Consider the following 25798-nt stretch of genomic DNA (forward strand, 5'->3'; position numbering starts at 1 on the left):
CGTCACGCAAGGTAAGGGGGCGCTGGGGGCGGTCTGTCACAAAAGCCATCCTGTTGTCATGTTGCGATCAGTAAGCCCCAGCCACGCAAAAGGTGCAAGTCTGCACGGTCGTTTGATGACAAAGCCAATCAGAGGCGCTATGGGTTCGCCCGTCGGCCCCGTGGCTCAACTGGATAGAGCAGCCCCCTCCTAAGGGGCAGGTTGCAGGTTCGAATCCTGCCGGGGTCGCCAATTTCGATTTTTCACTATATTTTTCCCTTATTTACAGTTCGTTAGTTTTCTGTGTCCCAGCTTCTGGTTTGCGTGTCCCATTACGCGGCCCCTGCAATGAGCTGGATGATCCGTTTGCGGTCCGCCGCCTTGGTATACCGTTCGACTTCCGAAAGGCTCAAATGCCCAGACATCGCCATGATTTCTTGTGTCGTCTTGCCGTTCTCGGCCCAATAGACACAAAACGCCTTGCGCAGACCATGCAGCCTTGACTCAATGCCTGCGGCACGTGCTGCCTTCCCATAACGATCTCCTAGACCTTCTTTAGAGTAAGGCTTGCCGAAATCGGTTAGGATGAATGCCGGAGCAATATCAGGAGTTCGGTTTATGACGGCTTTTAGGTCGGCTGTTATCGGGACATGCGTTTCGACCCCAGATTTGCCCCTTCTGAAAGTCAGCAAGTTACCTTGAATGTTGTGGCGACCGATCCGACAAAGGTCCGTACGTGCTGCCCCGGTAAATAGCCCTAGGTCGAAAATAAGCCGCTCTCGTGTCCCGATCTGCCAGCGATCTATGAATGCTTCAATCTCGATCGCGTTAGTTGTCGGAAAGCCCTTGATCGGAGGGGTATCTAATTCTACGCCAACGGCTGGATTCTTCGAAATGATCCGCAATTTCTTTAGATGATGAAATAGCGGTTTGAGCGCTTTTAACTCGTTCGCCGCACCATGGCCGCCTTTGGCATAAAGAGCCGCTTCGATATCGTCTATTGTGATGCTAGACAATGGCCGTGTGCCCTGAACTTTGCGGTATCGGTTGAAGATCGCCATACGAGAATCCTTCGTCCCTTTGGCGTATCTGGCCCACCGGTCGCTGCCAGATAAATATATGTCCAAACCCCAAGAAAAAGTGCCTGCTTTGGGCGTTTGTGTGTTTGGGGGCATGTCCTGCCAGCGAGCGTGCTCTGACCAATAGGCGGCTTTGACTTTCGGGTCAGACGGATCGAGACCGTGAACGCCGAGTGATTTCTCCACGCCGTTCCTTCTGTAATAGTGGAACCAGCGACCGCGCCGCCTTCTTGATCTCAAGTACTTTTCATTCATCGTCGTCCTCCGCCGAGAATGGCTTGCCTTCCCAGCTATTCATTGGACCCGCAGGGCCTCCACCATCGTAAGAGAAAGTCACTCCGTCAGGGCCAACCCGGAGAATCTTTGCGTTCGGGTCTATGCTCAATACCATATCTCGAGCTTCGCGTACCTGTTTTGGTGTTGGCATTGATGGGGCAGCGGGGCGGCTCATGTAGTGATCCCATTCGATTGTGCGTCTATGGTGTGTGAGACAAGCCTGGTCATTTAGGCTCGACCATGTTGCATTCGACATACTCGCTGAGGGCCGTAGTCGGCAGATAGTAGTTTCGCCCAATCACAACGAAACGAACTTTTCGATCACGTATAAGCCGCCGAATTCTTCCGATAGGCCAGCCGGACAGTTGCGACAACTTCTGCGGCGTTACGAAGTCTTGTGACATGTGGTCTGTTTGTGGCATGATTAATCCCAACGGAGAAGTTGCATCAAGGAAAGCGCGTTTGCACTATAATTCATTCAAATATATTACACACGTATTGCGAGTCAACGCCAGATGCCACTAATCGACAACATCGCAATCGGCACACGTCTAAGCACGCTTCGCCAAAAAGAGAATCTCTCACAGGGCGAGATGGCTGCTGCACTAGGTGTCTCTGTCGCGGCGTACCGGAACTATGAATGGGGCAACCGTGAGACCCCGGTTTCTGTTTTGGCTAAGGCGGCAGAGATGGCGGGAACCACGATTGATAGCCTGGTGCTGGGTGAGGTCGGGCTGTCCAGCGAAGCCATAGCGACGCAACTCGCCCGTATCTTCCCTCACCTCGGTTCTGCAGAACTTCAAGCTCACATTGGCGCTATCGCGTTTTTGCTTAAGCAGACGCTGTCGAAGGCCGAGTTCAGTGATCGAGACATTGCCGAATACATGGAATCCCGAAAAGGTCGAAACTGATGGATAACCAGAATTTTCTCAAACAATACAACAACAACCTGCTCGACGGCTTGGGGGCGCGATTGATTTCTGCTGGCTTTGTTTTTTGGGTTCTTATGACCCTGTTCATTCCGGCCAGATTCGTGCCTGAACAGTATTCTTTCGTTGGATTAATCTTCCTCATCCTGAGTTTCGTCGGCGCAATCGGTGTAATCATGGTCGCTCTGGCTGTTCGCGAGATTGAAAAACGGCGGGTGCGTGAATACTGAACGGTCAAATTCGCTCTCAAGTCGACCAGATATGGAATGCCTTCTGGTCGGGTGGTGTCTCTAATCCGCTATCTGTGATCGAACAGTTCACCGACCTGCTGTTCATCAAGCGGCTCGACGAAAGCCGAACAAGCCTCAGGATGCCTCAGCAGTAGTGCGCGAGTTGTTCCATGTCTGCTACTGGATTGTGCGGACCTATGCAAAGAATACGAAGCCGGACCCTTCGTTGCAGTTCGATGCCTCAAAGCTTGAAAAAACCCTGACGGTTAGTGCTAGCACAGTTACGTAAATCCAGGCATTGAAAGAGAAGCATGACGCGGATGCCAAAGCACTAAAGGACGCGAAGCCGCTGCGCTCGCATCTGAAGAAGGTCGAAAGACGCTCGAGGCGAACTCGCGCAGGTGCGTGCTGAAATCAAAGAAATCCGCAAGTCCAACACTGCGGTAAAAGATGACCACGACTACAACGAAGCCGCGACACGCGATGCCTTCATCGATCTGCTGCTGACTGAGGCGGGGTGGCCGCTCGACGAGGATCGAGACCGTGAGTTTCCGGTATCAGGTAGCCCCGACTATTGATCGGTGCTTTCGGGCTTTACCAACTCAACATGACTGACCCCAAGCGCCTGCGCCAGTTCGTAGAGCGTGATCACGGTTGGGTTGCGATTTCCTCGCTCTAGCCCGCTCAGATACTGCTGGCTGAGACCCGAACGTTCCTCAATCTGCTCCTGCGTCAGGTCCTTCTCCCGACGCAAGCGTGCGAAATTACGACCGACCAGTTTGCGCATATCCATGCGCGCCAAGGTCGCGGTTTACATACTTTAATGTTATCAACTATAATATGTAATTGCTTGATTTTCTCCGTTCTAGAAGGGCCATCGCATGATCCCCAGAAATTTATCCGCCAGCCTGATTGCCGCTCTGGTCGCATTGCCTGCTTTCGCAGAGGACGCCTTGGTGGCCATGCCAGCCCCTGCCGAGCGTCCTTACCCGTATGAAATCCTCGGCCTACAGCCCGGCGATCCGCTCGATGATGTTCTGGCTGTCTATGCAGAACGCAGCGACGCGGCCCCGACCAGCGAGAGCGAAGTTCTGCGGGTGCAATCCCCGGATGGCGCGGTGTTCGAGTTCAGCTATCAGCTCTTCACCCGGATCGGCGATGTTGGCATCAATGGTCGGCTCGCCGGTACCGCACAGGATCAGGTGACAGCCACGCTGTCGTCGGATGTGATGAAACAGCGCCCGATGGCGATCCATCGCAGCATTCGCCAGCCAAGCGATCAACTGCCGGAACCGCTGGCGCTCAGGGCACAAATCGAAGAGACTTATGGTCCTCCCTCACGCGTCGAGGTCAACGGGCGCGAAATGGTTCTCACCTACGCGTGGAGCACAGACGGTTTCATCGCTGACCTTGATGCCCTTGGCGCCGTCACTCACGAGGAAACGTCGTCCTCCGGCAGCACGATGACGACGGAATACGAGCTTTGTGGTTCGGCACGGCACTATCTCAACAACGTTGAATATCGCTTCGAATATCCGCGTGATGCACTCATCAAACCGGGCTGCCTCGCAACATTCACGGTCAGCTATCGTGGCGACCCCGGCATGACCTCCATCAATTTTTCATTGGTGGATTACGAACTTGGCCGTCAGCACATGGCAGAGCTGGATCGTCAGATCGTCGAAGCCCTTACCGGTAAGACGGTCGAAGCCTCAGATATGGACCTGTAGTCGTGGATGGCCAAATGCCGCTCACTGCGCTATGAAACCCGCATGATCACATCGCGCAAACATATCACCCTGATTTAGCGCCCGCAGACTGGCGGGCGGCTTCGAGCTGTTCGCCATGAGATGATCTTCCATCACCGCCAACCTCTGACGCCGCCGCCATCGGGCATGACGGAGGCAAGGACATGACCAACTGGTATACGGCAGACACCCATTTCGGGCATGACAAAGTCATTTCGCTTTGCGGGCGGCCCTTTCGCAATGCCGGTCACATGGACACGGTGCTGATTGAAAACCTCTGGTCCAAGGTGCGCCCCGAGGATGATCTCTGGATCATTGGTGATTTTGCATTTGGGCCGAAAGCCAAAGAGGCCAGCTATCTCGAAGCCATTTTCGGGCAGCTCCCTGGTGCGCGCAAACATCTGGTGATCGGCAACCACGATCTGGAACCGACGCTAGCATTGCCCTGGGACAGTATTTCGCACTTGGCGGAGGTCAAGGATGGCCCCGACAGCCAGGTGCATACGCTTTGCCACTATCCCATGATCACCTGGAACCGCGCCCGCCGCGGCGCGCTCCAGATCTTTGGTCACGTTCACAACAATTGGAGAGGCTCGCGCAACAGCGTCAACGCGGGCGTCGATGTGTGGGACTTCATGCCGGTTCGCTTTGAGGATATTGTGCGACGCGCCAAAACCTTGCCGGTGAACAAGCATTGGGCGGATGTCGAGCACAACGCGAGGGAGTTTTGAGATGTCCCGGTCCTACCGAAAAGCCCCAATCTGCGGGATGAGCACCGCCACGAGCGACAAGGTGTTCAAGAAGAGCGAGCACAAGCGCGCCCGCCGCGCCGTGAACGCTCGCGATCTGGCGCTTGATGATGCCCTTATGGACAAAGAGTTTGGCAACCCGTGGGGCGCAAGGGCAAGCACTGGGCAGATGTCGAGCACAATGCGAAGGAACAATAGATGTCCGATCATAGCTAAGGTTATGCGCAGCATGATCCCGAGAGGGGCGCTTCGCTCTCGCAGTCGAGCAAGGAACTGGGCATCAATCCCAAGACCGTCGCGAAGTGGCGCAAGCGTGCGACGGTCGAGGATTTGAAGACCGGGCCGAAGGAGCCGCGTTCGACCGTTCTCACTGAAGCTGAGGAGGCAATGATCGTCGCATTCCGACGGCATCCCAAAGCTGTCTGGGCCGACGACGCTGAGTTGTCCTGCGCATTCACAGACCTTCAAGGCCGAACAGGTTCTGACTAATCTAGCCCCGCTCATCTCGCCACACCCACTTGGGGCGAAAAAACTTGCTCAGCGGACAGAGACAAGCAACAGTGCCGTCAAACGAAAGGAACAATTTATGAATATGGCGACGGCGGTTAAAGTTTGTCTTCTCGAGAAATACGCGACCTTTTCTGGACGCGCCAGTCGGCCTGAATATTGGTGGTTTGCTCTGGCTTATGTAATCGGCGCCGTCATCGTGTCGCTTCTGAGCATAAGATTTCTATATGTGATCTACACGCTCGCGCTGATCGTTCCTGCCGCGGCTGTCGGGTATCGGCGCCTTCAGGATACCGGGCGAAATGGCTGGCTTATCTTTATTCCCATAGGATTGGGTCTGATAAGCCTGTTCCTCGCACCCTCCGCGCCAGTGATGCAGGATGGCCAAGTAACACAGATGCCTGACATGGGCGGCATGGGGCTTTTGGCCGCTTTCTCAATCGTGCAGTTGATCGTCGGTCTGGTGTTTTTGTGGTGGCTGACCCGCCCGTCGCAGCCTGAAGGAACCCAATAGCCCCTACGTCCGATGCGCTGCTCCTAAGCGGCTTCGCAGGGGCATTCCAGCTAACTTCCAGCAGCACTGCCCAGCGCATCAAGGTGCGCTGGGTATCAGTTGGGCATTACTGCGCCAGAAATCAAACGAGCGTTTGTGGTGCTGCACCCCAATGAGCTTTACACTAATGGCAGTGTACCCGCCCACCATTGCTGTTGTCTGCGTGACAGCATTGACCCGCAGGCGAAGATTTCCGGCATCCGCCTCCATGAGCGTCTGCAGCCATAGCCGAAAAAGATAGCGCAACGGCAGCGGCAAAAATTGTGATAGATTTCATCTTCAATCTCCTAAAAGAAAAAGGGGTAAATGCTTGATAGCCACGGCTCGAACCATAGCCACCACCATCACAAGAGGCCCGAGTTACAAAGTTTGTAAAGCTTTATCTGGCGGTGTGCGAAGTGCGTTCGCGCCGCAAGAGTCGTTCTGAAAGCTACGCCTAATAATAGGTTCTAACCGCGTCCATCTCGCCACCGCCACTTGGTCACTTGCTTAACTAGACGCCGAACGATCAAGAAGCGGTCTCCGCGTATTGGGCTAATGCACGAGGGACCGAGCGCCGACCTCGACCGTGGAACCATTCTCCCTACCACTCGTTTGACCAGAGAAATTAAGTAGAGAGGAAACCATCATGGCTCCGAAGATCACTGTATTGTTCTATTCGACGTATGGCACAAATCATGGCGTCGCGCTTGAAGCAGCCCGCGCCGCCGAGGCCGCTGGTGCTGAGGTGAGGCTACGCCGCTGTCAGGAAACCGCACCAGCTGATGTTGTTGACGGACAGGAAGCATGGCGGGACCAGCTGGAGAAAACGAAGGATATCCCGGAAGCCAAACCCGATGATATGGAGTGGGCGGACGGCTATTTCATTTCTGTGCCGACCCGGTTCGGCGTTCCGGCCAGTCAGTTCCGCGCTTTCATTGATACACTCGGCCCGTCGTGGCAGTCGGGCGCCTTGGCCAACAAGGTGGTAACCGCCACGACCTCTGCGCAGAACCCACATGGCGGGCAGGAAACGACGATCCAATCGGTATACGTGACTGCGATGCACTGGGGTGCCATCATTGTTCCACCGGGATATGCCGACCCCGTCAAGTTCGAAGACGGGGGTAACCCGTACGGCTACTCTTGTACGCCCGGGGAACTGGACGAGACCGGAAAGAAATCGGTGGCATTTCAAGCCAAGCGATTGGTGGAATATGCAGGTAAGCTTGGCAACTGAGCCGCTGCTAAACTTAATATTCATGGCGTAGAACGCACGGCGCACCGCTTGCGGCGTGCCAGACCCATAGGTTCAGTTTGATGTCTTGGAACTGCCCGATAGAGACCGCTTTTTCATCGGGGAAATCAGACAGAGCGGACCCCAAGGTTTCCCAAAGGGATAGGGGTAAATGAGAGAAAATATCTGCAAGACGGGGTGCGGCAAAGCGGCCTTGCCGAGAATACTAAAAAGATAAAGATCAACTATCTGGGGTTTCGAAAGGGGTGCGCGCCTCTTCGCCGGAAAGACGTAACCGCAGGTTACGGCTAGTAGGTTCCCACACGCGCGACCCTAAGCCCAAGGCCCAAAGAATAGCTGATGGTACGTCGCGCTCTAAAACGGTCCACCGTTCGGTGCAGCAGTTGCACGCCGACCAGCAGCCCCAGCAGAGCCGCGCGAGTGATTGAGATGTTTCTAAGCACTTTCCTAATGAGTAAGCTGTCGTAAACTGAAAGCGCTTGATCTCTGCTACAGGCCGCGATTAGGAGTTCCCTTCGTGGCTGTTCGTCCCACTTCCCCATCGTTGCCCTTAGTGCGATACTGGTGGAGAGGGCAGTTTTGGCGTTACCTCGTGCAATGCTGAGAACAGCCACGTTCGCACCACACAGAAGTAGCCAGCGCATCGAGCAACCGGATTGCTTGGCGGATGCTTTCATGCCAGCTTATCCGAGTTCATAAAATTCAACTCCCAGTAGGATGAGTCGAATGACAAAAGTTTCAGAACCGAAAGCATTGCGCGCTGAAGCCGCGGCACTGCGAAACGCTGCCAGTTCGCAGCGGGCCGGGTAACTCCCCGTTGAACTTTGACAAAGCTTACGATGATCTGATCGTTCAGGGACTTGATCGAGAAGCTGCAAAATTAGATGCCAAAGCCGATCAAATCGAACTGGGCAATTAACGCACAGCGCGAGGCATGGTGGCTGTCGACGGGGTTGCTTTTGTCAGCTTAGAAAATCCTCAACAGGGCTGTTCTCAAAGTCAGCCAGCGCCGCTCCGAGTGCATCCCGATCAGTTGGAAACAGCTCATCTCTGGCAAAGCTTGTTCCATTGGCGTTGACGACTTCCAGCGTCCACAAGGTATCCTCCCCCCGGTAAATCTGGATCTCGAAGCGATGGCCCTCCACCATGATCGACTGGCTCAGGGCAGCGACCCACGCGCTGCATCGCCGCAAGGCGGCTTCGAGGCCGACATGTCGATTGCTGCGCCGTGAACGAACGGCAACTATCAGCCTGAGTTCTTTAATCTCTTGGCCAAAATGCCTCCCAACAGCACGGCGATCACGAGGAAACCAGCGCCTCCTATCCAAGCACTTTGCAACGAATAGCTCTCCGCAAGGCCTCCAACCACCATCAGACCAATTGCTGCACCCAACTGCTGTACGAGAGAGCGTAATGACAGCATGGTAGAACGCTGATGGTTCTCGACACAGGAATGAAGGATGCTACTGGCTGGCGTTTCCGTAGAGCCAAGGACGACAGAAAAAAGAATGAAAACCCCGACAAAGCCGACAATGCCTCCTTGAAACGCCAAGGCGATCTGGAGAGCCGCGAGGCAAGCAAAAGCCACGGAAAGCGAGATGGCATTTCGGCGCTTGAAGATCTGATTGATGCGTGGCGACAGCGCCGCACCGAATGCGATTGAGAAGAAGTAGGTCGCCGTCAGCACACCAATTGCAGTATTGGCGTAGCCTTCGCTCAGCATACCCTTAACCTGGGTGGGCCAGAACACTTCGACCGGGTTCGTTGCCATCAAAAACAACGTTAGCGCGAGTAAAAGCATCGACAGGGAAGGATGCTTCAAGGCAAGGAAACCAGCCTCCTTTATCACTGCAGGAACGTTCGTGAAGCCCTGCGTGAGCGCCTTGGGATTCAGCGGGCGAGGCTCTTCTGTGACGGCAAATAGGGTGTAGAGAAACAACACAGTCATCATGATGAAGCTTGCAGCGTAGGAGACATCGTAAATGCTGAACCCTAGCCTGATTGCGGTTGCGCCGAATGCGTCGGGCAACAGGCCCCCGCAAATCGCACCGAAGGCCAGACCCATTGCGTTGGCCCATTGGGCCTTTGCGAGGGCGGGCTGGATATCGACGTTCGGGGCCATGACACCAAAGTTCTCAACAAACCACGCGTCGAGTGTTCCTGAGCGCAGAGCACGTCCGAACCCAATAAACGCGAACGACAATGCCAGAACATAAAAATCGCTGGACGACAGGAAGAGACCCAGTGAGATCAAGCTTGCAACGACCGCAGACAGGAAGACGGGCTTGCGTCCAATGTTGTCAGCCAGCCCGCCAAAGGGCAGTTCCATCGTCATGGTTGTGACTGAATAAACTCCAAACAGCAGCGAAATCTGGAAAAGGTCCATGCCACGGTCGATCAAGGCCAGCGCGACAACTGCCACCGTCAAGCCCATCGCAAAGCGGTCCAGGAACTGGTGCATCTGGAAAACCCGAATGTGCCGCCGGGCGGAACGGGTTAGCTGACGGAAGGAGAATTCGATGTCGGCGGGCATGTTTGTAGTCTTGGCATTTTGAACCGCGAAGGCAATACCAGCTCCTACAAGCGTATAACTTGAATTGTGGAAGCAGTCGTTCGGGCGCTGGTGGTGAAAGGCGGGTTAGTCCCGCATTGTGTGAGTTCGTCAGGCCGGTCACCTCGCAATTGCAGAGAATGACCGAAATGACGGGCCGCATCGTAGCATCAATTCGCAACTTTTCTGACTGGTTGTGCGCCTTGGGCGTGACTTTGCAAATGCGACTTCCTGCGCTTCGCTGCCAACTATGCAGTCCGCAGCATCCTGGAGCACCGTATCGGCCTTTGAACTTCTGCTTAGGGGAAATCGGCTGCTGAATGTCGCAGATGCAGTGAGAGCAATGCTGCGCCATGGCCGAATGTCGTGAAAGGGCTGCCTGCTGAAGCCGGAAAGGCTGGGCAAGGCACGCATCTGTCGGAAATGGGGCGCTGCGCTGCCGCAAGGCGGCTGCGAGCCCTTTGCTGACAATATTCCATACGTTAGGTAACTAGCGTGGGTTTCTGGGTCGGTCGCTATGAAAAAGTTATTGTTGTGGTTGTCTGTGTCGCTTGCAGCTTTGATGGTCGGCTGGATTCTCGGTTCAATATTCCCGCTTAAGCTTTGGCCGCATTCGGACTGTCACCGTCTTGGCGGGTTTATACGAACCATAGATGGACCGGGAAAACCCACGGAATGCATCACTCCTTGGAAATATTACTGACAGTCAGCTATGTCCCGCATCACTACCGCTCAAGTCCGCGCCGCTTTGCACCCGCTGCGAATGTCGGCTACTTTACATCGGATGCAAGAGTGCAACTTCGCGCCGCATCGCGCACGACCGGCAGCTTCGGGCTGCGAACGGTCCCCGGCCCATGCGCCCGCAGGTTGATACGATGTTTCTGCCACGCTGCGCTGCCGCAAGGCGGCATGGATCCCAAAGTGATGATTCTGTACACTGCGGCGTATGTCAGAGGTTTGGGGGCTGGCTTGGCTTAAACGACTTTCTGTCTTTTTACCCAAACTTGATAGATGGCCATTGACATTGACGCTAATGTCAATGGCGTAGCGCTGTTCTGGAAAGGGTATCACATGCAAATTGCGGAAGCAGCTGACACGTTAGGACTCAGTGCCCGAAGGCGCGAATCTGGTTGATTGTCGCAGTTCGACGCGACACCAGACGCGAACGGACACGATGCAGGGCCTGCAATCGAGCTGATCCTGGGTCTTCTCAGACACCGCCTTCAAGTTCGGACGCAGAGCTGCCTCGGCAATCGCTTCTACGCGCTTCTGGCCAACGCTATGTTGTGTCATATGATCTGACAACAAATGCCGAGGGCAATTTGAAGGCTGTGCCGAACGTTTTTGTAATGTGCATCTCGACGTCACCAGCCCCATCCCTACAGCCCTTTTGACTGTGAGCGGGCAGGGGCTAGCTCAGTTCATGTCCAAACCGAAGCGCGTGAAGGGGGGCGACAGCGACGAATGGAAGTTGCAGCAGGACTATTGGATAGAAAAAGACGAATTCGCGGGGATCGACCTGAATGACGGGGTCTTCAGTTACGAATGATCCGGACGGCGCCCCTCAAGCGGAGGCGCCTCCAAAGACTTTCAGCGAGGCGAGGTGGCTGCACTTGCACCGTCCCTCACGCTGCCTCCCGAGACCGCCAACTCACTCTGCCGTCCAGCGGGACCGGTCAGAGAAATCAGTGCAGAAGTGGTGCAGCAACCCGTCAGGATATCGCGCCGCCTGCTGTTTGAATTCATGTCGCGCAATGGTGCGGACATGGACCTCGTCGGGGCCGTCATAGATCCTGAGCGCCCTCATCCCGGCGAAAAAGTCAGCCACCGGACTGTCGTCAGTCACGCCCAGAGCGCCAAAGGTCTGAACCGCACGGTCGGCGACCTCGTAGCAGGCCCGAGCCACGGCCAGCTTGATCATCGAGATCTCGGCTTGCGCACCCTTGCCGCCTTTGGCGTCCAGAGCGGCAGCGGCGTTCATGACAAGCAGCCTTGCCTGCTCAAGTTCGATCCGGCTGTGCGCGACGAACTCCTGCACCTTGCCGTGATCCGCGATCTTTCGCCCGAAGGTTTCCCTCTTCTTCGCGCGCTCGCACATCAGCGAGAGCATTAGCTCTGCCCCGCCGATCGAACGCATGCAGTGGTGAATCCGGGCTGTCGCCAGACGGACCTGCGCCGCGGCGAACCCTTTGCCGCGCTCCCCCAGAAGGTTTTCTTTCGGTACCCGGACGTTGTCGAAAACGACTTCGGCATGCGGACGGGACCGATGTGCAAAACCCAGAACCGGGATGTTGCGAACGATATGCATGCCCGGCAGGTCGATCGGGACGATCAGCGCCGAGTGGCGGGCATAGGCAGAGGCGTCAGGGTCCGACACGCCGATCAGGACAGTGAAGCTCCAGCCCGGAACGCCGCTGTTTCCGGTGAACCACTTGTGACCGTTGACCAGCCAGTGGTCGCCCTTGTCTTCGATGCGGGTCGCGATGTTGCGTGCATCCGAAGAGGCGGTTTCCGGTTCGGTCATCGAGAATCCGGTGCAGATCGTCCCTTCCAGCATCGGTTTGAGCCAGCGTTCCTTCTGCTCTTCGCTGCCGATGGACACTAGCATCTCCATCGTTGGGAGGTCGGGCGCGTGGCAATTGAACACCTCTGCCGCCCATTCGACCCAACCTAGCGTTTCAGCCATCGGTGCGAATTCGGTATTCGTCAGCCGTGTCCCCGGCGCCCAGTCAGGCAGGTTGGGAAGGCCGAGGTTCCAAAGCCCCTCGTCTCGCGCCATTCGCTTGAGGTCGGCGATGAACGCAGGTCTGGCGCCGGGCGGATTCGCCGCTGTGAAGGCCTTCACCTCCTTCACCCGCGGAAAGATTTCCTGCTCCATGATGGCCCGCATCCGGGTCCCGAGATCGGTTATCCTATGATCGTCCATCATTCCCCCCTGAACGTCGGCCGGCGCTTTTCTAGGAATGCGGATGCACCCTCTGCGAAATCGTCGGTCATGAAATTGTCGATTGCCGTGTCGCGTTCCCAGCCCAGCACCGCATCCATCCCGGTGATGTCCTGAGCGAAGAAGCGTTTCACGGTGGTTTGCGCCAGCGGCGGGCCATAGGCGAGCTTCCGGCCCAGCTTCTGCGCCGCCTCCAATGCGCCGCCGTCGGGCGCGGGATAATCGGCCAGCCCCTGGGCCAGCGCCGCCGCCTGGTTGATTTCATCCCCGGTCAGCAAGAGCCGCTTGGCTGCCGCGCGTCCCATCCGGCGCGGCACCGACCAGAACATCCCGCCGTCCGGCGAGGCGCCGACGCGGATCTGGGCGGCACAGAAACGTGCACCATCCGCGGCAACCACGAGATCACAGGCCGCGGCAAGTCCGACCCCGGCCCCGAACGCCGACCCTTCGACTGCCGCGATATAGAGCTTGTCCGACCTGAGGATGGTCCCGATCGTACCACCGCCCTTGGTGATCCTGTCCTCGAGTTCCGGGCGCGAGCGCAGCCCCTTAAGCACCTTGAGATTGCCACCGGCGGAAAACGTCCCGTTCGCGCCGGTCAGCACGAGCACCCGTTGTGTGTCATCGGCCTCGAAAGCGTCGATCGCCGCCGCCAGACCTTCCCGGACGCCGGGGGCGCCCATGGAATTTCGATATTCGGGCGAGTCGACAGTCAGTGTGGTGACGGCCCCCTCTACCTCTGTTCTCACGACATCGTTCATGCGGCATGCTCCTCTAATGCCAGGAATTTCGCTCTGAAGTGTTCGGCGCTGCCCAGCCAACGGCTCAGCACGTCAGTCCGCAGAAGGTGGTAGCCGACGCCGAGTTCACGGGTCATACCGATCGCGCCGTGCAGGTGGATCGCCTCGCGCGCGACGAGGTCCCCGGTCTGAGTGGCGAGCGCCATGGCCGCCGCCACGTCGGACCGTGCCCTTCGCGAATACCCGCCGGACAGGGCGTTCGCGGCGCCCAGAACCTGCGACCGCAGCATCTCGATATCCGTGTGCAGATCGGCGGCCCGGAACTGCAGCGCCTGATTCGTCGCCAGCGGCTTGCCGAACTGTTCCCGCGTGCGCAGGTATTCCAGCGTCTGGGTCAGCGCCGCCTCGCACGAGCCGAGGATCTCCGCCGCAGCCGCGAAGGCAGCCAGCGTGAACGCCTGTTGAAGTGATGCGATGCCGTCGTCCGGTCCGATCAGGCGGGCGGAGGCTGGAACGCTCACCCTCTCTGCCTGGACCATGGCCCAGGTCGTACCATCCGTTGCCGGGTAAGGCGACACGGTCAGCCCCTTTGCGGCGGCGGGCATGAGGAACAGGCTGACCCCGGCCCGGTCCCGCGCCGAGACGAGGAAAACCTCGGCAGTTGCGCCTTCGGCCACATGGCTTTTGACGCCGGTAAGGCGATAGCCGTCGCCATCGGGTTCGGCCCGCATCGTCGGAACCTCGAAATCCCATCTTGTACCCGGCTCCATCACTGCGACCGCCACGGGCATCTCGCCGCCAGCCAACCGTGTCGCCAGATGCAACGCGTCTTCCCGGCCCGACCTTGCGAAAATCGCCCCGGGCAGGACGCAGCCGCCAATCAGGCCGTGATGCGTCGGCACACGTCCAAGGCCCCGGGCGAGCGTCATCAGCAGGCGGGGGCCGCCATCCGCTCCACCCGCCGCCTCCGGCAGCCAGGCACCCCAGAGACCGAGCGAGCCGAGTTGCGCTCTGAGCGCCTTGGGCTCGGGCCGTAGCGCATGTCCGTCGATGCGCGGAGCTTTGTCCCGCGCTTCGCGCAATGCGCGGTCCAGCATGTCTTCGACCATGACTTCGTCTTCACTTGCCGCAAATCTCATGGTCACCTCACAGGTTCAGAATATGTTTGGTGATGATGGTGCGCTGCACTTCCTGGCTCCCGCCCGCAATCGCGGGACCGCGCCACCAGTATCGCGACTCCGCTGCGTTGCGCGCTTCGGTCGGGACGATCCCGGCCAGCGCCTCGTCCTCCCACGCCGCCTGTGCGGGCAGCGCATCGGGGCCGAGAAGTTGCACGATCGCCCGGTCCAGCCGCTGGTTCACCTCGATACCCCGCAGTTTGAGGACAGAGGCGAACGGACCGATGCCGCCATCGTCGACCAGACGTTCCAGCGCCCGCATCGTCGCGTTTTCCAACGCCCGCAATTCGATCTTCCGCTTGGCGAGGTCATCGCGGAACTGGGCATCCTCAATGGCCGGACGCCCTTCGATGCGCACCTCCTCTGACAGCCGCTCCAGCCGCCCCAGCTTCCGGCGCGCCTCGGTGTGACGGGCAGAGAACAACCGCTCATGCTCCAGCAGCGACTTGGCGATGCCCCAGCCCGCATTCTCTTCGCCGATGCGGTTCGCAACTGGAACGCGCACGTTGTCGAAGAAGAACTGGTTGAAGACATGCGCCCCGTAAAAATGGTGCACCGGACGCCGCGAAATTCCCGGTGTATCGAGGTCGATCAGCAGGAAGGAGACCCCGCCCTGCTGGCGTCCCTCGCGGGACGTCCGGACAAGGCAGAACATGTGATTGGCCAGGTGCCCTCCGGACGTCCAGATTTTGGTGCCGTTGACGACATAGTTATCGCCGTCCCGCTCGGCCCGCGTCTGAAGCGAGGCAAGGTCGGACCCCGCCCCCGGTTCGGAATAGCCCTGACACCAGACATGTTCGAAACTCAGCGCTTTCGGCAGGTAATGTGCCTTTTGCTCAGGCGAGCCATGGGCTTGCAGGATCGGGCCGATCATCTTGATGTTGAACGTTCCGACGAGCGGCGCACCATGGGCTGCCATCTCCTCCTCGAAGACGAAAAGCTTGCGCATGTTCCATCCGGATCCGCCCCACTCTTCGTCCCAGGAGGGCGCGCCCCAGCCACGGCCGACCAGTCTGGTCTGCCAGTCCAGCGACGCGGGTTCGCCGACCGGAAGGCCCAGATCGCTGAGCCGTCGGACTTCGGGATCCAGGTTGTCCTTGCAGAAGTCCGCAATTTCGGCCCGGAACGCGGCCTCGTTACCGGTGTGCATGTTCATGCTGTCTCCCCCGAGAACTGGTAGGATCTTGCGAGTGCCAAGTCGCCCTCTCGGACCAGAGTGTTCATGACCTCGGACACCGGGCGCAGACGATCGAACCACCCGATGCCCTGTCCTGCACCGTAGTGCTGCAACGGGCGGATATCGTGTTCGATGATCGCGCCAAGGATGTCTCCGACCAGTACGTCATGGAGTGGATGGCTCAGCGGTGCGGGGGCGTCGGGCAAGGTCCATTCCTCCGACCAGGCAGAACGGGTCTGGCGGAAGGGCTTTCCGCTTTCGGCCCGGCTGATGACCGTGTCCGTGGCCTGTGCATTCAGAAGCGCGTCCATTTCGCCCTCCGACAGGTGTGGCCGATATTCTTCCGTCATCAGGAATGCGGTTCCGATCCAGACACCCTGCGCACCAAGTGTAAGCGCGGCCGCGATATGCCGTCCGGTGGCGACCCCGCCTGCCGCCAGCACAGGGACCGAACCCGCCATGTCCACGATCCGGGGCACGAGCGAGAAGGTCCCGACCTGTCCGGTGTGACCGCCCGCGTCGTATCCCTGCGCCACCAGCAGATCGACACCTGCTTCGAGCGCACGCGCGGCATGGCGCTCCTGTCCGACCAGGGCAACGGTCGTCTTGCCCTTGGACTTCATCAGCTTGACCACCTCGGGAGGGCAGCCGATGCCAAGCGCGACCATGTTGACGTCGGACTCTGCCACCGCGGCGATCTGGCTGTCCTGGATCTCCTCCGACCGGATGAAGCGCGTGCGCATGCCCGGCTCCGAAGGCTTCGGAACGGCGTACTTGGTTTCGAGCCCGTCGATGAATCTGCGGTGCGCCTCCGGCACCAGTTTCTCCAGCTCGGCCCGATCGTTCTTTTCCGGCACCTTGTTCGGAATGACGAGGTCGAGGCCAAACGGGCGCTCGCCGACGGCGGCGCGAATCTGTGCCACCTCATCCGTTATTTCTTCGGCAAGCCGCCGTGTCGCGCCATAGACGCCGTAGCCCCCGGCATTGGTCACGGCCGCGACAACCTCCACCGCGTGACTGAAGCCAAAGATCGGCACTTCGATTCCGAATCGCTCGCAAAGCTCTGTTTTCATTGGGTCCTCCTCCAAGTCACCTCAGACACGTTTGCGATCCCGAGACATGGAACCCTCGCCTATCGATGGCGCGGCAGCTATTATCCCAAATCGTCAGGCCGCGTATTACGGAATCTGAATAATTGAAGTACATTATTTTCTGAGTAGAAAAAAGAATCAACCGTAGATGTGAGGGGCCGCCCATGGATGGACAAAACGAGCTAAGCGATACCAAGATGGGACTGCTTCTTGCAGCGGAGCGGCTTTTCGCGACGCAGGGCATTGCCGCAACTACCATCCGGCAGATCAACACTGAGGCCGGACAGAAGAACAGTTCGGCGATCCACTACCACTTCGGATCTCGCGATGCGATTCTCGACGCCATCATCGCGATCCGGGTCGTTCCCGCCAACGCACAGCGAGAGCAGATGCTGAAGGAAGCGCGCCTCGCCGCGGGCGGCGGACCACTATCCACGGAAACCATAATCAACCTGCTTCTTCAGCCGGGGATCGAACGCTTGGCCTCCACTCAAGGACCTCATTATTCTCAAAGATTTTTGATTCAGCTTCGCATGAACATTGAAGCCTGGCGCCGCTATGAGCGGGAGCGCCAAGCCTGGACCCTGGTTGAACTACAGGATGAATTGCGCCGCGCCCGCCCGCATCTTCCCGCCCAGGTCGCGCGCGGCCGTTTCCGGAACGCCGTCAATTTTTCGATGTTCGAAATGGCGGAAATCGAAGGCGCGGAAGACAGGCTGGGCGCGCGATACAGCCGCGACGAGGCCCTCTTCCGGATCGAGGAACTTCGGTCGATTCTCGTGACGATGCTGGACGCTCCGATTCCTGCGCGAACCGCGGATGCCTTGCGTAAGATTGCCGACAAGCCTGGGGTTACCTCTCCACAATCCGCACCTGAGTAATTGACTTCCATTAAATCCTGTGTTGATCTGACCGAGGAACTGGATTGGAGACCTGTTCCAACGGAGGAGATTCATGGTACTTACACTCTCGCGCAAGATCGGGCTGATGCTTGGCGCGCTTCTGGCTCTGCAGGCGATTTACACGGCTTATTTTGGGATGTTCGATCCGGGACTGCATCGCCCCATTGCGTTCGGCGTCTGCATTCTGGCTGCCGTCCTGTTCAAGCCTCTCGCCGCCCGGCTTGCGAACCCGACCTTGGGCAAGGTGGCATTGTGCTGGACGATCGACACCGCGGTCCTCGTCGTCATCTTCGTTGCCTTGCATCGCTTCATTGCCAGTGCAGACGCGATGGAAAACATGCTGATCAGCTACTCCGTGTCGGATCAGTGGCTCGCTCTGCTCGCGCTTTGCGCCTGCGTGGAACTGACCCGGCGTGAGTTTGGACTTGGCCTGACACTGGTTGCGGGCGGTGTGCTCGCCTACGTGCTCTGGGGTGAAAGCCTTCCCGGCATGTTCCGCCATGCAGGCTTCACCCTCGACCAGATCGTGCAGGGGACATGGTACGGCTATGCTGGTGTCTTTGGCCTGCCCGTGTCCGTCGTGATCGAGCTTCTGTTCATCTACATCGTGTTCGGTATGGTGCTGGAAGCCACCGGCGCGGGCCACGCGCTGATCCGCATCGCGGTCCGGCTGACCGGGCATATCGCGGGCGGGCCCGCCCATGCTTCCATCGTCGCGTCGACCCTTTTCGGGTCGATGTCGGGGTCCGTCACGGCTAACGTGGCCGGCACCGGGACATTCACCATCCCAATGATGAAACAAAAGGGGTTCCGGCCTGAATTTGCGGGGGCCGTCGAAGCCGCGGCGTCGACCGCCGGGCAGTTCATCCCGCCCGTGATGGGGGCCGTGGCCTTCATGCTCGCCCAATTGACAAGCACTCCCTACCTGCTGGTCTGCATCGCGGCCATCGTCCCGGCCGCGGCTTATATCGCGGCGCTGGTGCTAGCGGTCTGGCTGGAGGCCCGGCGCAGCGGAATCGGCGCAACGGCCCCCGAGGACATGCCCGTACTGAATCGACGCGACGCGATCGAGAGCCTGATGTTCATCATTCCGATTCTGACCGTCATCGGCATCCTCCTGATGGGCCGGTCCCCGGCAATGGCAGGCTTCGGCGCGACGATCTCGGCGCTGGCCCTCGGCTTCCTTAATCCCGAAGTCCGCCGCAACCCGTGGAGACTGGTCGAAGCGTTGGCCAAGGGCGGCATCTCGGGCGCACGGATCATGATCGCCGTCGGTGCCATCGGTATCGTCGTGGCCGGCATGAACCTGACCGGACTTGGTCTCAACTTCGCCCAGGCGGTCGGATCGCTCGGCTCTCAAAGCCTGTTCCTGTCGCTGATCCTGACGGCCCTGGCCTGTCTGGCACTCGGGATGGGAATGCCCACTCTGCCCGCCTACCTGATCATCGTGCTGGTGATGGGCCCTGCCTTGTCGGCCATGGGCGCCCCCCGGATCGCCGTGCACATGTTCGTGCTGTACTATGCGGTACTGTCCGCGATCACCCCGCCGGTGGCCCTCGCGGCGTTCGCGGCAGCCCCGATTGCCGACGCTAACCCGATGAAGATCGGCGTCGTTGCAATGCGACTGACGATCGTCGGCTTCATCGTGCCGTTCCTCTTCGTCTTGAACCCGTCACTCCTGCTGATCCATAACTTCGACCTGGCCGATTTCACTATCGGCATGCTGCGGATCGTCTGCATCACGTGGGCACTGTCCGCCGCGCTGGCCGGCTTCGGCCTCTCCCGTCTGCAACCGGTCTGGCGCGGCGCGTACATCGTGGCGGCGGGGCTTTGCCTGGCCCGTGGCACGGAAATCGACGTGATCGGCTTCGGCCTGGTTGCCACCCTGCTCGCGGCAGAAGTGTTCCGCCATCGTACTCACCCAAGAACTGTTTGAGGGCCCGGATGCTACAGACCACCACACGCACGGACCTGCGCGCCATCGCGCGAGAGGCCTACGTCTTCACTCTGCCGCTGGTCGCGATGGAAAGCTTTCGGCGGCGCAGGATGACACTCGGTCCGATGAACGACATGTTCCACGCGCGCAAACTGCTGCACTTCAAGTCGCGTCACATCACCGCCCCGAACAATGACACGCTTTATTCCAATGCGTGGCTTGACCTCCGGCAGGGTCCGGCAATGTTCGACCTGCCCCCGACGGATGAGCGCTATGTCTCTGTCGCGGTCATGGACATGTGGACAGACAACATCGCCATCCTCGGGACCCGTACCACGGGCGGAAACGGCGGCCGCTTCACGATCATCGGCCCTGACGCGTCGGCCGAGGGCATCGAGGGGCCTGTCGTGCGGTCGACCACGCCGATCTGCTGGGTTCTCGCCCGGATTCTCGTGACCGGCCCAGAAGATATTGCCGCGGCGCGGGCCGTTCAGGACGGTCTCGTCCTTAAGATGGCGCCGCCGCCGAACGCGCAAGCCGATGATCCGGCACAAGGCACCCGTACCGCCGCCTGGGCCGAATACTTTGCCCAGGCGGCGGACCTGCTGCGCCTTCACCGCCCACGGGCGACCGACATGGGTGTGATGCAGCGCATTGCCCCGCTCCGTCTGAACGCCACAGATGGGTTCGACCCAGCCCGTTTCAGCACGGAAGAGGCCGAAGAAATCGCCGCAGGCGTATCTGATGCCCGCCGCGCCATCGAAGGCGGCATGATCATGGCCGAGGGCGGGGATGGCTGGCTCGACCCGAAGACCGGACTGGGCTTCTACAACCAGGATTACGAATTCCGCGCCCGCGTTGCTGTCGGAGGCCTTGGCGCCCTTACGCTGGAAGAGGCGACCTATTACCCTGCCACGTCGTTCGGCAGCCAGCCGCTGGACGGTCGTCAAATGATGCACTGGCACATCCCAGCGGACCGGCAGATCCCAGTGAACGCCTTTTGGTCGTTGTCGATGTACGAGCCGACCGAAGACGGAGAGCTGTTCTTTATCGAAAACCCGCTGTCTCGGTACGCCATCGGCGACCGGAGCCCCGGGCTCACACGCAATGCCGACGGATCGCTCGACATCTGGATCGGTCATGCACCCCCCGGACCGGACCGGGAGGCCAACTGGCTTCCTGCCCCTTGCGGACCCTACACGCTCTTGCTGCGTGCCTATTTTGCGAAACCGGAGCTGCTAGAGGGCCGTTACACGATCCCCGTCCCGCAGCCCGTCCATTGGGAGGAGGAGACCCCAAAATGACCAAGATGAACCGCCGCACGGCCATGACCAGCATGGCGGCCCTAAGCCTCGCTTCGACGGCGATACCTGCGTGGGCCTTGCAGGAAAACCTGCGTGTGCACACCAGTTCGCCGGGCAGCACCGGCTTTACCTTCACCACGACCATGCAGACAATCGTCCAGCGTGAGACGCCCATCCGCATGAGCGTGACCTCGGGTCAGACCTCGACCCGCTCCACGCTTGACGCGGCAAACGGCAATGTCGACCTCTTCATCTCGTCCCCGGCGATCAATCACTACATGAAGAACGGCACTCAGATGTTCAAAGACATGCCGAATGCGTCCGACCTGTTCCGGAACGTCCGGCAGGTGGTGAATTTCCCGCTTGGGCCGTACCATATCATCACCTACGCGGATTCCGGCATCGAAACGCTTGAGGACTGCCGCGGTCGCCGCATCTTTATCGGCCCCCCGGGCGGCGCGGCAACGACCGTCGGTCTGGCCATCATGGAAAGCGCCACGGGCATGAAGCCGGGTGATTACGAGCAGGCAAAACTCGACTGGTCCTCGGGCCAGCAGGCGTTTCAGGACCGTCAGGTCGATCTCGCGATCATCCCGACAGAGCTTCCCTCGGCTGCGATCATGCAATTCGCGCTTCTGGGCAAGATCAAGCTGATCACGATCCCCGACGAGGCCTTCACGAAGAGCCCGCTCGCCGACATGCTCAAGATTCCGGGGCGTACGATCACCGATATCGCCCCCGACATTTACGGCGAAAACCAGATCAACGACGAACCCATCAAAGCCGTCGGAAGCTGGGTCGGCATCGGGTCGCACACGGGCGTCGATGCTGACACGGTCTATGCTGTGACCAAGGCCATGTTTGACAACATCGCCGATATGCATGCGACCGCCGAATGGATGAATGTCTTCACGGCGGAAACCGCGCTGCTTCAGTTGAACGCACCGGTCCACGCCGGAGCGTACCGCTGGTACAAGGAAAACGGCATCCCTGTGCCGGAAGAGTTCATCCCGCCAGAAGCGTCCTAAGTGCGACGCCACCACCGCGCCGGATCTTGTTTCGGCGCGGGCAGACCTTTTGCACTGCCGCGAAACGACAGATCTACGAGACCCGGTCAATGCGGCCACAGGAATGGATAGATGCCCCGAGACACTGAAACTGACGCGCCCGCCGATTTCTCTGCCATTGCAGCCCAAGCATATACTTATGCAATGCCTTTGCTGGCGCTTGAAACGTTCCGGCGACGTCGCATCGAAAACGGTGCCATGCATCGGATGATGCACTACCGTGACCTGCTGACGCCGGACGACCGCCAGATCACGACCCCCAACAACGACACGCTTTACACCGACCTATGGCTCGATCTTGATCGCGGGCCTGCGCGTGTCACCGTGCCGGGCACGCAGGGCCGCTATATTTCGCTGCATTTGCTGGACGCCTACACCAACACGATCGCCGTGCTCGGCTCAAGAACGACGGGACCGGACGCCATTGAAGTCACGCTGGTCGGTCCGACCGCATCCACCGAAGGGATCGAGGGGCCGGTGGTCCGATGCGCGACGCCGACCGTATTGGGGCTGTACCGCATTCTGGCGGACAACCCCGACGATGTGACATGGCCACGTGGCATTCAGGATGAGATTACCCTAGATGCCCCGGCTTACGATGGCGACGAACTCCCCCCGGTCGATCGTCATGCCTCGTGGCAGAGCTTTTTCACCGAAGCCAACCGCTTGATCCGAAAGAACCCGCCCCCCGCGACCGATACCGAGATCCTGCGCCGCATCGCGCCCCTCGGTATCGGCCCCGACACCGTTTTCGATCCGTCGCGCTTTACCGGGGAAGAAGGCGAAGCAATCTCCGAAGGCCTGCGACGATGTTCGGACCGGATGGCCCGCATTCAGGCCTCCATGGGACGGGGCGGTGCAGGCTGGGTGCCGCCACGCCGCAACCTCGGGGTCTATGGGCAGGACTATTTCCTGCGCGCGGTCGTTGCGGTCGGTGGCCTGGGGGCCCTGCCGCTGGAAGAGGCCAGCTATTTCCGCTCCGGCGGCGTGGGTGGTGAGCCGTTCGTCGGCTCCCGCGCGTGGCGGCTGCACTTCCCGGCGGACCGGATGCTGCCGACAGAGGCGTTCTGGTCCCTGTCGCTCTACGAGCCGACGCCGGAGGGCGAGTTCTATTTCGTCCATAATCCCGCGAACCGATATGCCGTCGGCGACCGCACGCCGGGATTGAAATGGAACGCGGACGGGTCACTCGATATCTGGATCGGTCATGACAGCCCCGGCGCAGACCGGGAATCGAACTGGCTGCCCGCACCGCCGGGACCGTTCCAACTGTTCCTGCGGGCCTACCTACCCCGGATCGAACTGCTCGAGGGGCGCTACAAGATACCCGATCCCGAGCTTGTCGGCTGACGCCGGGAACCCACACCAACTACGAACAGGCCCGCGGACGAAAGTATTCAGATCGGTTCGGGTCGCGCACATTGATCGAACAAGTTCGTCTGCACGGCTTACGCCGCCGCAGAGGCAAAAAAGGGAGAGAACTATGGACGGCGAAATCGGCTCGCTTCAGCGTTTGTTTTATCCGCGCTCTATCGCAGTGATCGGGGCATCGTCGGACCCGGGCAAGATCGGCGGCAGACCGATCGACTTTCTCAAGCGCTCAGGCTTCGAAGGGCGCATCGTTCCGGTGAATCCAAAGGCGGCCACGGTTCAGGGGCTTCCTGCCTTTCGATCGATCGGCGATGCGGGTCAGGTCGATCTGGCCATCTGCGCCGTGCCCGGTAAGTTTGCAGAACAGGTGGTCGATGAATGCGTGGCCGCCAGCGTCGGCGCACTGGTCATGTTCTCTTCCGGCTTTGCAGAGCTGGGCGACGAAGGCCGCGAAATCCAGGAGCGGATGGCCGCCAAGGCCCGCGCCGGAGGCATGCGCATGGTCGGGCCGAACTGCATGGGCGTGGCCACGATGAGCACCGGCATGGTCGCGACCTTCCACCCCGCCTTTGCCAAGGTCGAAACCCTGCCCCGCGACGGTCGCATTGCGCTAATCAGTCAGTCCGGCGCCTTTGGCGGGCTCTGCGTCCAGATGGCAAACAACCGGGGTATTGGCATTTCCCACATGGTCACGACTGGCAACGAAGGGGACGTGGACGTTTCCGATGCCCTGGCCGAATTGGCGCAGGACCCCAACGTCGACGTGATCCTGATCTACCTCGAAGGGTGCCGCAACGGTCCCGGCTTGATCCGAGCCCTGGAAATCGCCCGCGCCAATCGCAAGCCGGTGGTCGCCGTGAAGCTGGGCCGGACCGAGGTAGGGGCCGAAGCCGCGCAGTCCCACACCGCCGCACTGGCCGGGTCGGACGCCGTGTTCGACGCCATGTTCCGCCAGTTCGGAGTCTACCGCGCCCGCAACATCGAAGAGTTCCTCGATATCGGCTGCGCCCTCTCCATTGGCGGCCTTCCTGCGAACAACCGGATCGCGATTGTCACCCCTTCGGGCGGAGTCGGCATCCTTATGGCTGACGAGGCAGAGGAGCGCGGACTGGACGTCGCGCCCTTGCCTGAAACGGTGCAGCGCCGGTTCAAGGAGCTGATCCCCTTCGCCGGCGTCCGCAATCCGCTGGACGTGACCGCGCAGGTGGTCTCAGACTTGACGTTGTTCGAACAGGCCCTTGAACTGGTCCTCACGGAAACCGATTTCGGCAGCGTCGTATGTTTCCTCGGGGCCGCGACCAACGACCCGAACCACGGCAAAGTCCTGCTCGAAAGCTGGGACCGCGTGCGCGCCGCGCATCCCGATCGACTGATGATCGCGCCGGGGATGCATCCGCCTGAAGTCGCGCGAGGTCTAGAAGCCAAGGGAACATATGCCCCGATCGAGCCGACCTACGGTCCGCGGGCCGTGGCAGCCGCATGGTACTTTACGCAGAGCTTTGCGAACGCCGTGGACCGGCCCGCCGTGACGGCCGGAAGCCAACTGCCCAAAGGTCAGTTGAACGAAATCGAGGCAATGGATGTTCTGGGCGCGGCTGGGCTGCCTGTCATCACCGAACGGCTGGCCAAGACTGCCGAAGAGGCCGTCACCGCCGCAAGAGAGATCGGCTTCCCAGTCGTGATGAAATTGCTGTCGCCGGATATCCTGCACAAGTCCGACATCGGGGGAGTGAAGCTGGGCCTGCGAGACGAAGCCGCGGTCCACGCCGCCTTCGCCGCGATCATGGAGGCCGGAGCCACTGTGGCAGACGCCCGGATTGACGGCTGCGTCGTCGCGCCAATGGTCTCGGGCGACGGGGTCGAAACGATACTGGGCGTCACAATCGACCCGACTTTCGGGCCGGTTGTCATGTTCGGTCTGGGCGGCGTTCTGGTCGAGGCCATGGGCGACGTCAGCTTCCGCGTCGCACCGGTCGACCACATGCAGGCGCGCGCCATGATCGACGAAATACGGGCCCGCAAGGTGCTGGACGGTGTCCGGGGCGCTCCGCCCTCCGATCTCGGGGCGCTGGCCGATGCCATTGTCGCCCTTTCCGTGTTCGCAGCAGCCCATGCCGATCAGCTGGTTTCGATCGAGGCAAACCCGGTGCTGGTCCGGCCGGATGGTCAGGGGGCCATCGCTTTGGATGCCGTTGTCGTGACCAAATGAGAAAAAATGCGTTCCAGGGTCAGCACTCAAGACAAGAACAT

General features: G+C 59.7%; 24 protein-coding genes, 1 tRNA gene and 2 pseudogenes. 17 read left to right on the forward strand and 10 right to left on the reverse strand.

Annotated features, from left to right (window positions below; translation table 11 throughout):
* Positions 1-154: 154 nt before the first annotated feature.
* Positions 155-231: transfer RNA gene (locus tag SULPSESMR1_RS16535), tRNA-Arg, on the forward strand.
* Between the two features lie 80 nt (positions 232-311).
* On the opposite strand, the gene SULPSESMR1_RS16540 is transcribed toward SULPSESMR1_RS16535, so the two are convergent.
* Entirely contained in the window at positions 312-1313 is a 1002-nt protein-coding gene (locus SULPSESMR1_RS16540) for a tyrosine-type recombinase/integrase (RefSeq protein WP_089421861.1), read from the reverse strand.
* 536 nt (positions 1314-1849) lie between these two features.
* Between SULPSESMR1_RS16540 and SULPSESMR1_RS16550 the strand changes: the two genes are divergently transcribed.
* From SULPSESMR1_RS16550 to SULPSESMR1_RS25270, 4 genes are all read left to right on the forward strand, one after another.
* Positions 1850-2245 (forward strand): helix-turn-helix domain-containing protein, encoded by a 396-nt coding sequence (locus SULPSESMR1_RS16550; RefSeq protein WP_089421863.1) that lies wholly within the window; start codon positions 1850-1852, stop codon positions 2243-2245.
* Positions 2245-2493, forward strand: coding sequence for a hypothetical protein (locus tag SULPSESMR1_RS16555; RefSeq protein ID WP_089421864.1), 249 nt, complete (start codon positions 2245-2247; stop codon positions 2491-2493). The genes SULPSESMR1_RS16550 and SULPSESMR1_RS16555 overlap by 1 nt, the downstream gene beginning before the upstream one ends.
* A gap of 29 nt (positions 2494-2522) precedes the next feature.
* Entirely contained in the window at positions 2523-2648 is a 126-nt protein-coding gene (locus tag SULPSESMR1_RS25470; protein ID WP_349813528.1) for a hypothetical protein, read from the forward strand.
* 246 nt (positions 2649-2894) lie between these two features.
* Positions 2895-3071: a hypothetical protein gene (locus SULPSESMR1_RS25270; protein WP_198362814.1), complete on the forward strand. Its 177-nt coding sequence runs from the start codon at positions 2895-2897 to the stop codon at positions 3069-3071.
* Here the strand turns inward: SULPSESMR1_RS25270 and SULPSESMR1_RS16570 are convergent.
* Complete coding sequence (locus SULPSESMR1_RS16570) at positions 3065-3286, reverse strand: helix-turn-helix domain-containing protein (protein WP_089421866.1); 222 nt, start codon at positions 3284-3286, stop codon at positions 3065-3067. The genes SULPSESMR1_RS25270 and SULPSESMR1_RS16570 overlap by 7 nt on opposite strands.
* An 88-nt stretch (positions 3287-3374) precedes the next feature.
* On the opposite strand from SULPSESMR1_RS16570, the gene SULPSESMR1_RS16575 reads away from it, so the two are divergent.
* From SULPSESMR1_RS16575 to SULPSESMR1_RS16590, 5 genes and pseudogenes are all read left to right on the forward strand, one after another.
* Entirely contained in the window at positions 3375-4223 is an 849-nt protein-coding gene (locus SULPSESMR1_RS16575) for a hypothetical protein (RefSeq protein ID WP_089421867.1), read from the forward strand.
* Positions 4224-4492: 269 nt separating this feature from the next.
* The gene (locus SULPSESMR1_RS16580) at positions 4493-4972 is read left to right on the forward strand and encodes a metallophosphoesterase (protein ID WP_240311422.1); all 480 of its coding nucleotides are present in this window, start codon (positions 4493-4495) and stop codon (positions 4970-4972) included.
* Between the two features lie 267 nt (positions 4973-5239).
* Positions 5240-5401, forward strand: a pseudogene (locus SULPSESMR1_RS25475) (IS481 family transposase); the annotation flags it as partial.
* Between the two features lie 175 nt (positions 5402-5576).
* Entirely contained in the window at positions 5577-6011 is a 435-nt protein-coding gene (locus SULPSESMR1_RS16585; RefSeq protein WP_089421869.1) for a DUF805 domain-containing protein, read from the forward strand.
* 667 nt (positions 6012-6678) lie between these two features.
* Positions 6679-7269: an NAD(P)H-dependent oxidoreductase gene (locus SULPSESMR1_RS16590; RefSeq protein WP_089421870.1), complete on the forward strand. Its 591-nt coding sequence runs from the start codon at positions 6679-6681 to the stop codon at positions 7267-7269.
* Between the two features lie 980 nt (positions 7270-8249).
* Here SULPSESMR1_RS16590 and SULPSESMR1_RS25735 read toward each other — a convergent pair.
* The 3 genes and pseudogenes from SULPSESMR1_RS25735 to SULPSESMR1_RS24990 form a co-directional block, all read right to left on the reverse strand.
* Entirely contained in the window at positions 8250-8384 is a 135-nt protein-coding gene (locus SULPSESMR1_RS25735) for a hypothetical protein (protein ID WP_275888366.1), read from the reverse strand.
* 149 nt (positions 8385-8533) lie between these two features.
* Positions 8534-9820, reverse strand: a complete 1287-nt coding sequence (locus SULPSESMR1_RS16605; protein WP_089421873.1) for an MFS transporter — start codon at positions 9818-9820, stop codon at positions 8534-8536.
* Positions 9821-10952: 1132 nt separating this feature from the next.
* Positions 10953-11101 (reverse strand): annotated as a pseudogene (locus SULPSESMR1_RS24990) (IS110 family transposase); the annotation flags it as partial.
* A 160-nt stretch (positions 11102-11261) separates the two neighbouring features.
* Here SULPSESMR1_RS24990 and SULPSESMR1_RS25740 point away from each other — a divergent pair.
* Positions 11262-11387, forward strand: coding sequence for a hypothetical protein (locus tag SULPSESMR1_RS25740; protein WP_275888365.1), 126 nt, complete (start codon positions 11262-11264; stop codon positions 11385-11387).
* 102 nt (positions 11388-11489) lie between these two features.
* On the opposite strand, the gene SULPSESMR1_RS16615 is transcribed toward SULPSESMR1_RS25740, so the two are convergent.
* The 5 genes from SULPSESMR1_RS16615 to SULPSESMR1_RS16635 are packed head-to-tail and all read right to left on the reverse strand — an operon-like array spanning position 11490 to position 16950.
* Positions 11490-12716 (reverse strand): acyl-CoA dehydrogenase family protein, encoded by a 1227-nt coding sequence (locus tag SULPSESMR1_RS16615; protein ID WP_217621145.1) that lies wholly within the window; start codon positions 12714-12716, stop codon positions 11490-11492.
* A gap of 47 nt (positions 12717-12763) precedes the next feature.
* A complete protein-coding gene (locus SULPSESMR1_RS16620) occupies positions 12764-13543 on the reverse strand; it encodes an enoyl-CoA hydratase/isomerase family protein (protein WP_089421876.1) in 780 nt (259 codons plus the stop codon).
* The gene (locus SULPSESMR1_RS16625; protein ID WP_089421877.1) at positions 13540-14661 is read right to left on the reverse strand and encodes an acyl-CoA dehydrogenase family protein; all 1122 of its coding nucleotides are present in this window, start codon (positions 14659-14661) and stop codon (positions 13540-13542) included. The genes SULPSESMR1_RS16620 and SULPSESMR1_RS16625 overlap by 4 nt, the downstream gene beginning before the upstream one ends.
* Positions 14662-14668: 7 nt before the next feature.
* On the reverse strand, positions 14669-15856 hold the full coding sequence (locus SULPSESMR1_RS16630) for an acyl-CoA dehydrogenase family protein (protein ID WP_089421878.1): 1188 nt from the start codon (positions 15854-15856) through the stop codon (positions 14669-14671).
* Positions 15853-16950: an NAD(P)H-dependent flavin oxidoreductase gene (locus tag SULPSESMR1_RS16635; protein ID WP_089421879.1), complete on the reverse strand. Its 1098-nt coding sequence runs from the start codon at positions 16948-16950 to the stop codon at positions 15853-15855. Before SULPSESMR1_RS16635 ends, SULPSESMR1_RS16630 begins: the two co-directional genes overlap by 4 nt.
* Before the next feature lie 182 nt (positions 16951-17132).
* Here SULPSESMR1_RS16635 and SULPSESMR1_RS16640 point away from each other — a divergent pair, with 182 nt between their 5' ends.
* The 6 genes from SULPSESMR1_RS16640 to SULPSESMR1_RS16665 all read left to right on the forward strand — a co-directional run bounded on the left by SULPSESMR1_RS16640 (position 17133) and on the right by SULPSESMR1_RS16665 (position 25757).
* Entirely contained in the window at positions 17133-17849 is a 717-nt protein-coding gene (locus tag SULPSESMR1_RS16640; protein WP_089421880.1) for a TetR family transcriptional regulator, read from the forward strand.
* 73 nt (positions 17850-17922) lie between these two features.
* A complete protein-coding gene (locus SULPSESMR1_RS16645) occupies positions 17923-19806 on the forward strand; it encodes a TRAP transporter permease (protein ID WP_089421881.1) in 1884 nt (627 codons plus the stop codon).
* Between the two features lie 8 nt (positions 19807-19814).
* The gene (locus tag SULPSESMR1_RS16650) at positions 19815-21110 is read left to right on the forward strand and encodes a DUF1254 domain-containing protein (protein ID WP_089421882.1); all 1296 of its coding nucleotides are present in this window, start codon (positions 19815-19817) and stop codon (positions 21108-21110) included.
* Positions 21107-22138 carry a TAXI family TRAP transporter solute-binding subunit gene (locus SULPSESMR1_RS16655; RefSeq protein ID WP_198362816.1) on the forward strand — a complete coding sequence of 344 codons (1032 nt, stop codon included), beginning with the start codon at positions 21107-21109 and terminating at the stop codon, positions 22136-22138. The genes SULPSESMR1_RS16650 and SULPSESMR1_RS16655 overlap by 4 nt, the downstream gene beginning before the upstream one ends.
* A 111-nt stretch (positions 22139-22249) precedes the next feature.
* The gene (locus SULPSESMR1_RS16660) at positions 22250-23527 is read left to right on the forward strand and encodes a DUF1254 domain-containing protein (RefSeq protein ID WP_089421883.1); all 1278 of its coding nucleotides are present in this window, start codon (positions 22250-22252) and stop codon (positions 23525-23527) included.
* 133 nt (positions 23528-23660) lie between these two features.
* Positions 23661-25757: an acetate--CoA ligase family protein gene (locus SULPSESMR1_RS16665; RefSeq protein WP_089421884.1), complete on the forward strand. Its 2097-nt coding sequence runs from the start codon at positions 23661-23663 to the stop codon at positions 25755-25757.
* Positions 25758-25798: the final 41 nt, after the last annotated feature.

The organism is Pseudosulfitobacter pseudonitzschiae, from assembly GCF_002222635.1.
Classification (GTDB): Bacteria; Pseudomonadota; Alphaproteobacteria; order Rhodobacterales; family Rhodobacteraceae; genus Pseudosulfitobacter; species Pseudosulfitobacter pseudonitzschiae_A.

Coding starts and splice junctions, on each gene's coding strand:
- SULPSESMR1_RS16540 (WP_089421861.1), bottom strand. CDS start 1,313: ATGAATGAAAAGTACTTGAGATCAAGAAGGCGGCGCGGTCGCTGGTTC.
- SULPSESMR1_RS16550 (WP_089421863.1), top strand. CDS start 1,850: ATGCCACTAATCGACAACATCGCAATCGGCACACGTCTAAGCACGCTT.
- SULPSESMR1_RS16555 (WP_089421864.1), top strand. CDS start 2,245: ATGGATAACCAGAATTTTCTCAAACAATACAACAACAACCTGCTCGAC.
- SULPSESMR1_RS16570 (WP_089421866.1), bottom strand. CDS start 3,286: ATGGATATGCGCAAACTGGTCGGTCGTAATTTCGCACGCTTGCGTCGG.
- SULPSESMR1_RS16575 (WP_089421867.1), top strand. CDS start 3,375: ATGATCCCCAGAAATTTATCCGCCAGCCTGATTGCCGCTCTGGTCGCA.
- SULPSESMR1_RS16580 (WP_240311422.1), top strand. CDS start 4,493: ATGGACACGGTGCTGATTGAAAACCTCTGGTCCAAGGTGCGCCCCGAG.
- SULPSESMR1_RS16585 (WP_089421869.1), top strand. CDS start 5,577: ATGAATATGGCGACGGCGGTTAAAGTTTGTCTTCTCGAGAAATACGCG.
- SULPSESMR1_RS16590 (WP_089421870.1), top strand. CDS start 6,679: ATGGCTCCGAAGATCACTGTATTGTTCTATTCGACGTATGGCACAAAT.
- SULPSESMR1_RS16605 (WP_089421873.1), bottom strand. CDS start 9,820: ATGCCCGCCGACATCGAATTCTCCTTCCGTCAGCTAACCCGTTCCGCC.
- SULPSESMR1_RS25740 (WP_275888365.1), top strand. CDS start 11,262: ATGTCCAAACCGAAGCGCGTGAAGGGGGGCGACAGCGACGAATGGAAG.
- SULPSESMR1_RS16615 (WP_217621145.1), bottom strand. CDS start 12,716: ATGGAGCAGGAAATCTTTCCGCGGGTGAAGGAGGTGAAGGCCTTCACA.
- SULPSESMR1_RS16620 (WP_089421876.1), bottom strand. CDS start 13,543: ATGAACGATGTCGTGAGAACAGAGGTAGAGGGGGCCGTCACCACACTG.
- SULPSESMR1_RS16625 (WP_089421877.1), bottom strand. CDS start 14,661: ATGAGATTTGCGGCAAGTGAAGACGAAGTCATGGTCGAAGACATGCTG.
- SULPSESMR1_RS16630 (WP_089421878.1), bottom strand. CDS start 15,856: ATGAACATGCACACCGGTAACGAGGCCGCGTTCCGGGCCGAAATTGCG.
- SULPSESMR1_RS16635 (WP_089421879.1), bottom strand. CDS start 16,950: ATGAAAACAGAGCTTTGCGAGCGATTCGGAATCGAAGTGCCGATCTTT.
- SULPSESMR1_RS16640 (WP_089421880.1), top strand. CDS start 17,133: ATGGATGGACAAAACGAGCTAAGCGATACCAAGATGGGACTGCTTCTT.
- SULPSESMR1_RS16645 (WP_089421881.1), top strand. CDS start 17,923: ATGGTACTTACACTCTCGCGCAAGATCGGGCTGATGCTTGGCGCGCTT.
- SULPSESMR1_RS16650 (WP_089421882.1), top strand. CDS start 19,815: ATGCTACAGACCACCACACGCACGGACCTGCGCGCCATCGCGCGAGAG.
- SULPSESMR1_RS16655 (WP_198362816.1), top strand. CDS start 21,107: ATGACCAAGATGAACCGCCGCACGGCCATGACCAGCATGGCGGCCCTA.
- SULPSESMR1_RS16660 (WP_089421883.1), top strand. CDS start 22,250: ATGCCCCGAGACACTGAAACTGACGCGCCCGCCGATTTCTCTGCCATT.
- SULPSESMR1_RS16665 (WP_089421884.1), top strand. CDS start 23,661: ATGGACGGCGAAATCGGCTCGCTTCAGCGTTTGTTTTATCCGCGCTCT.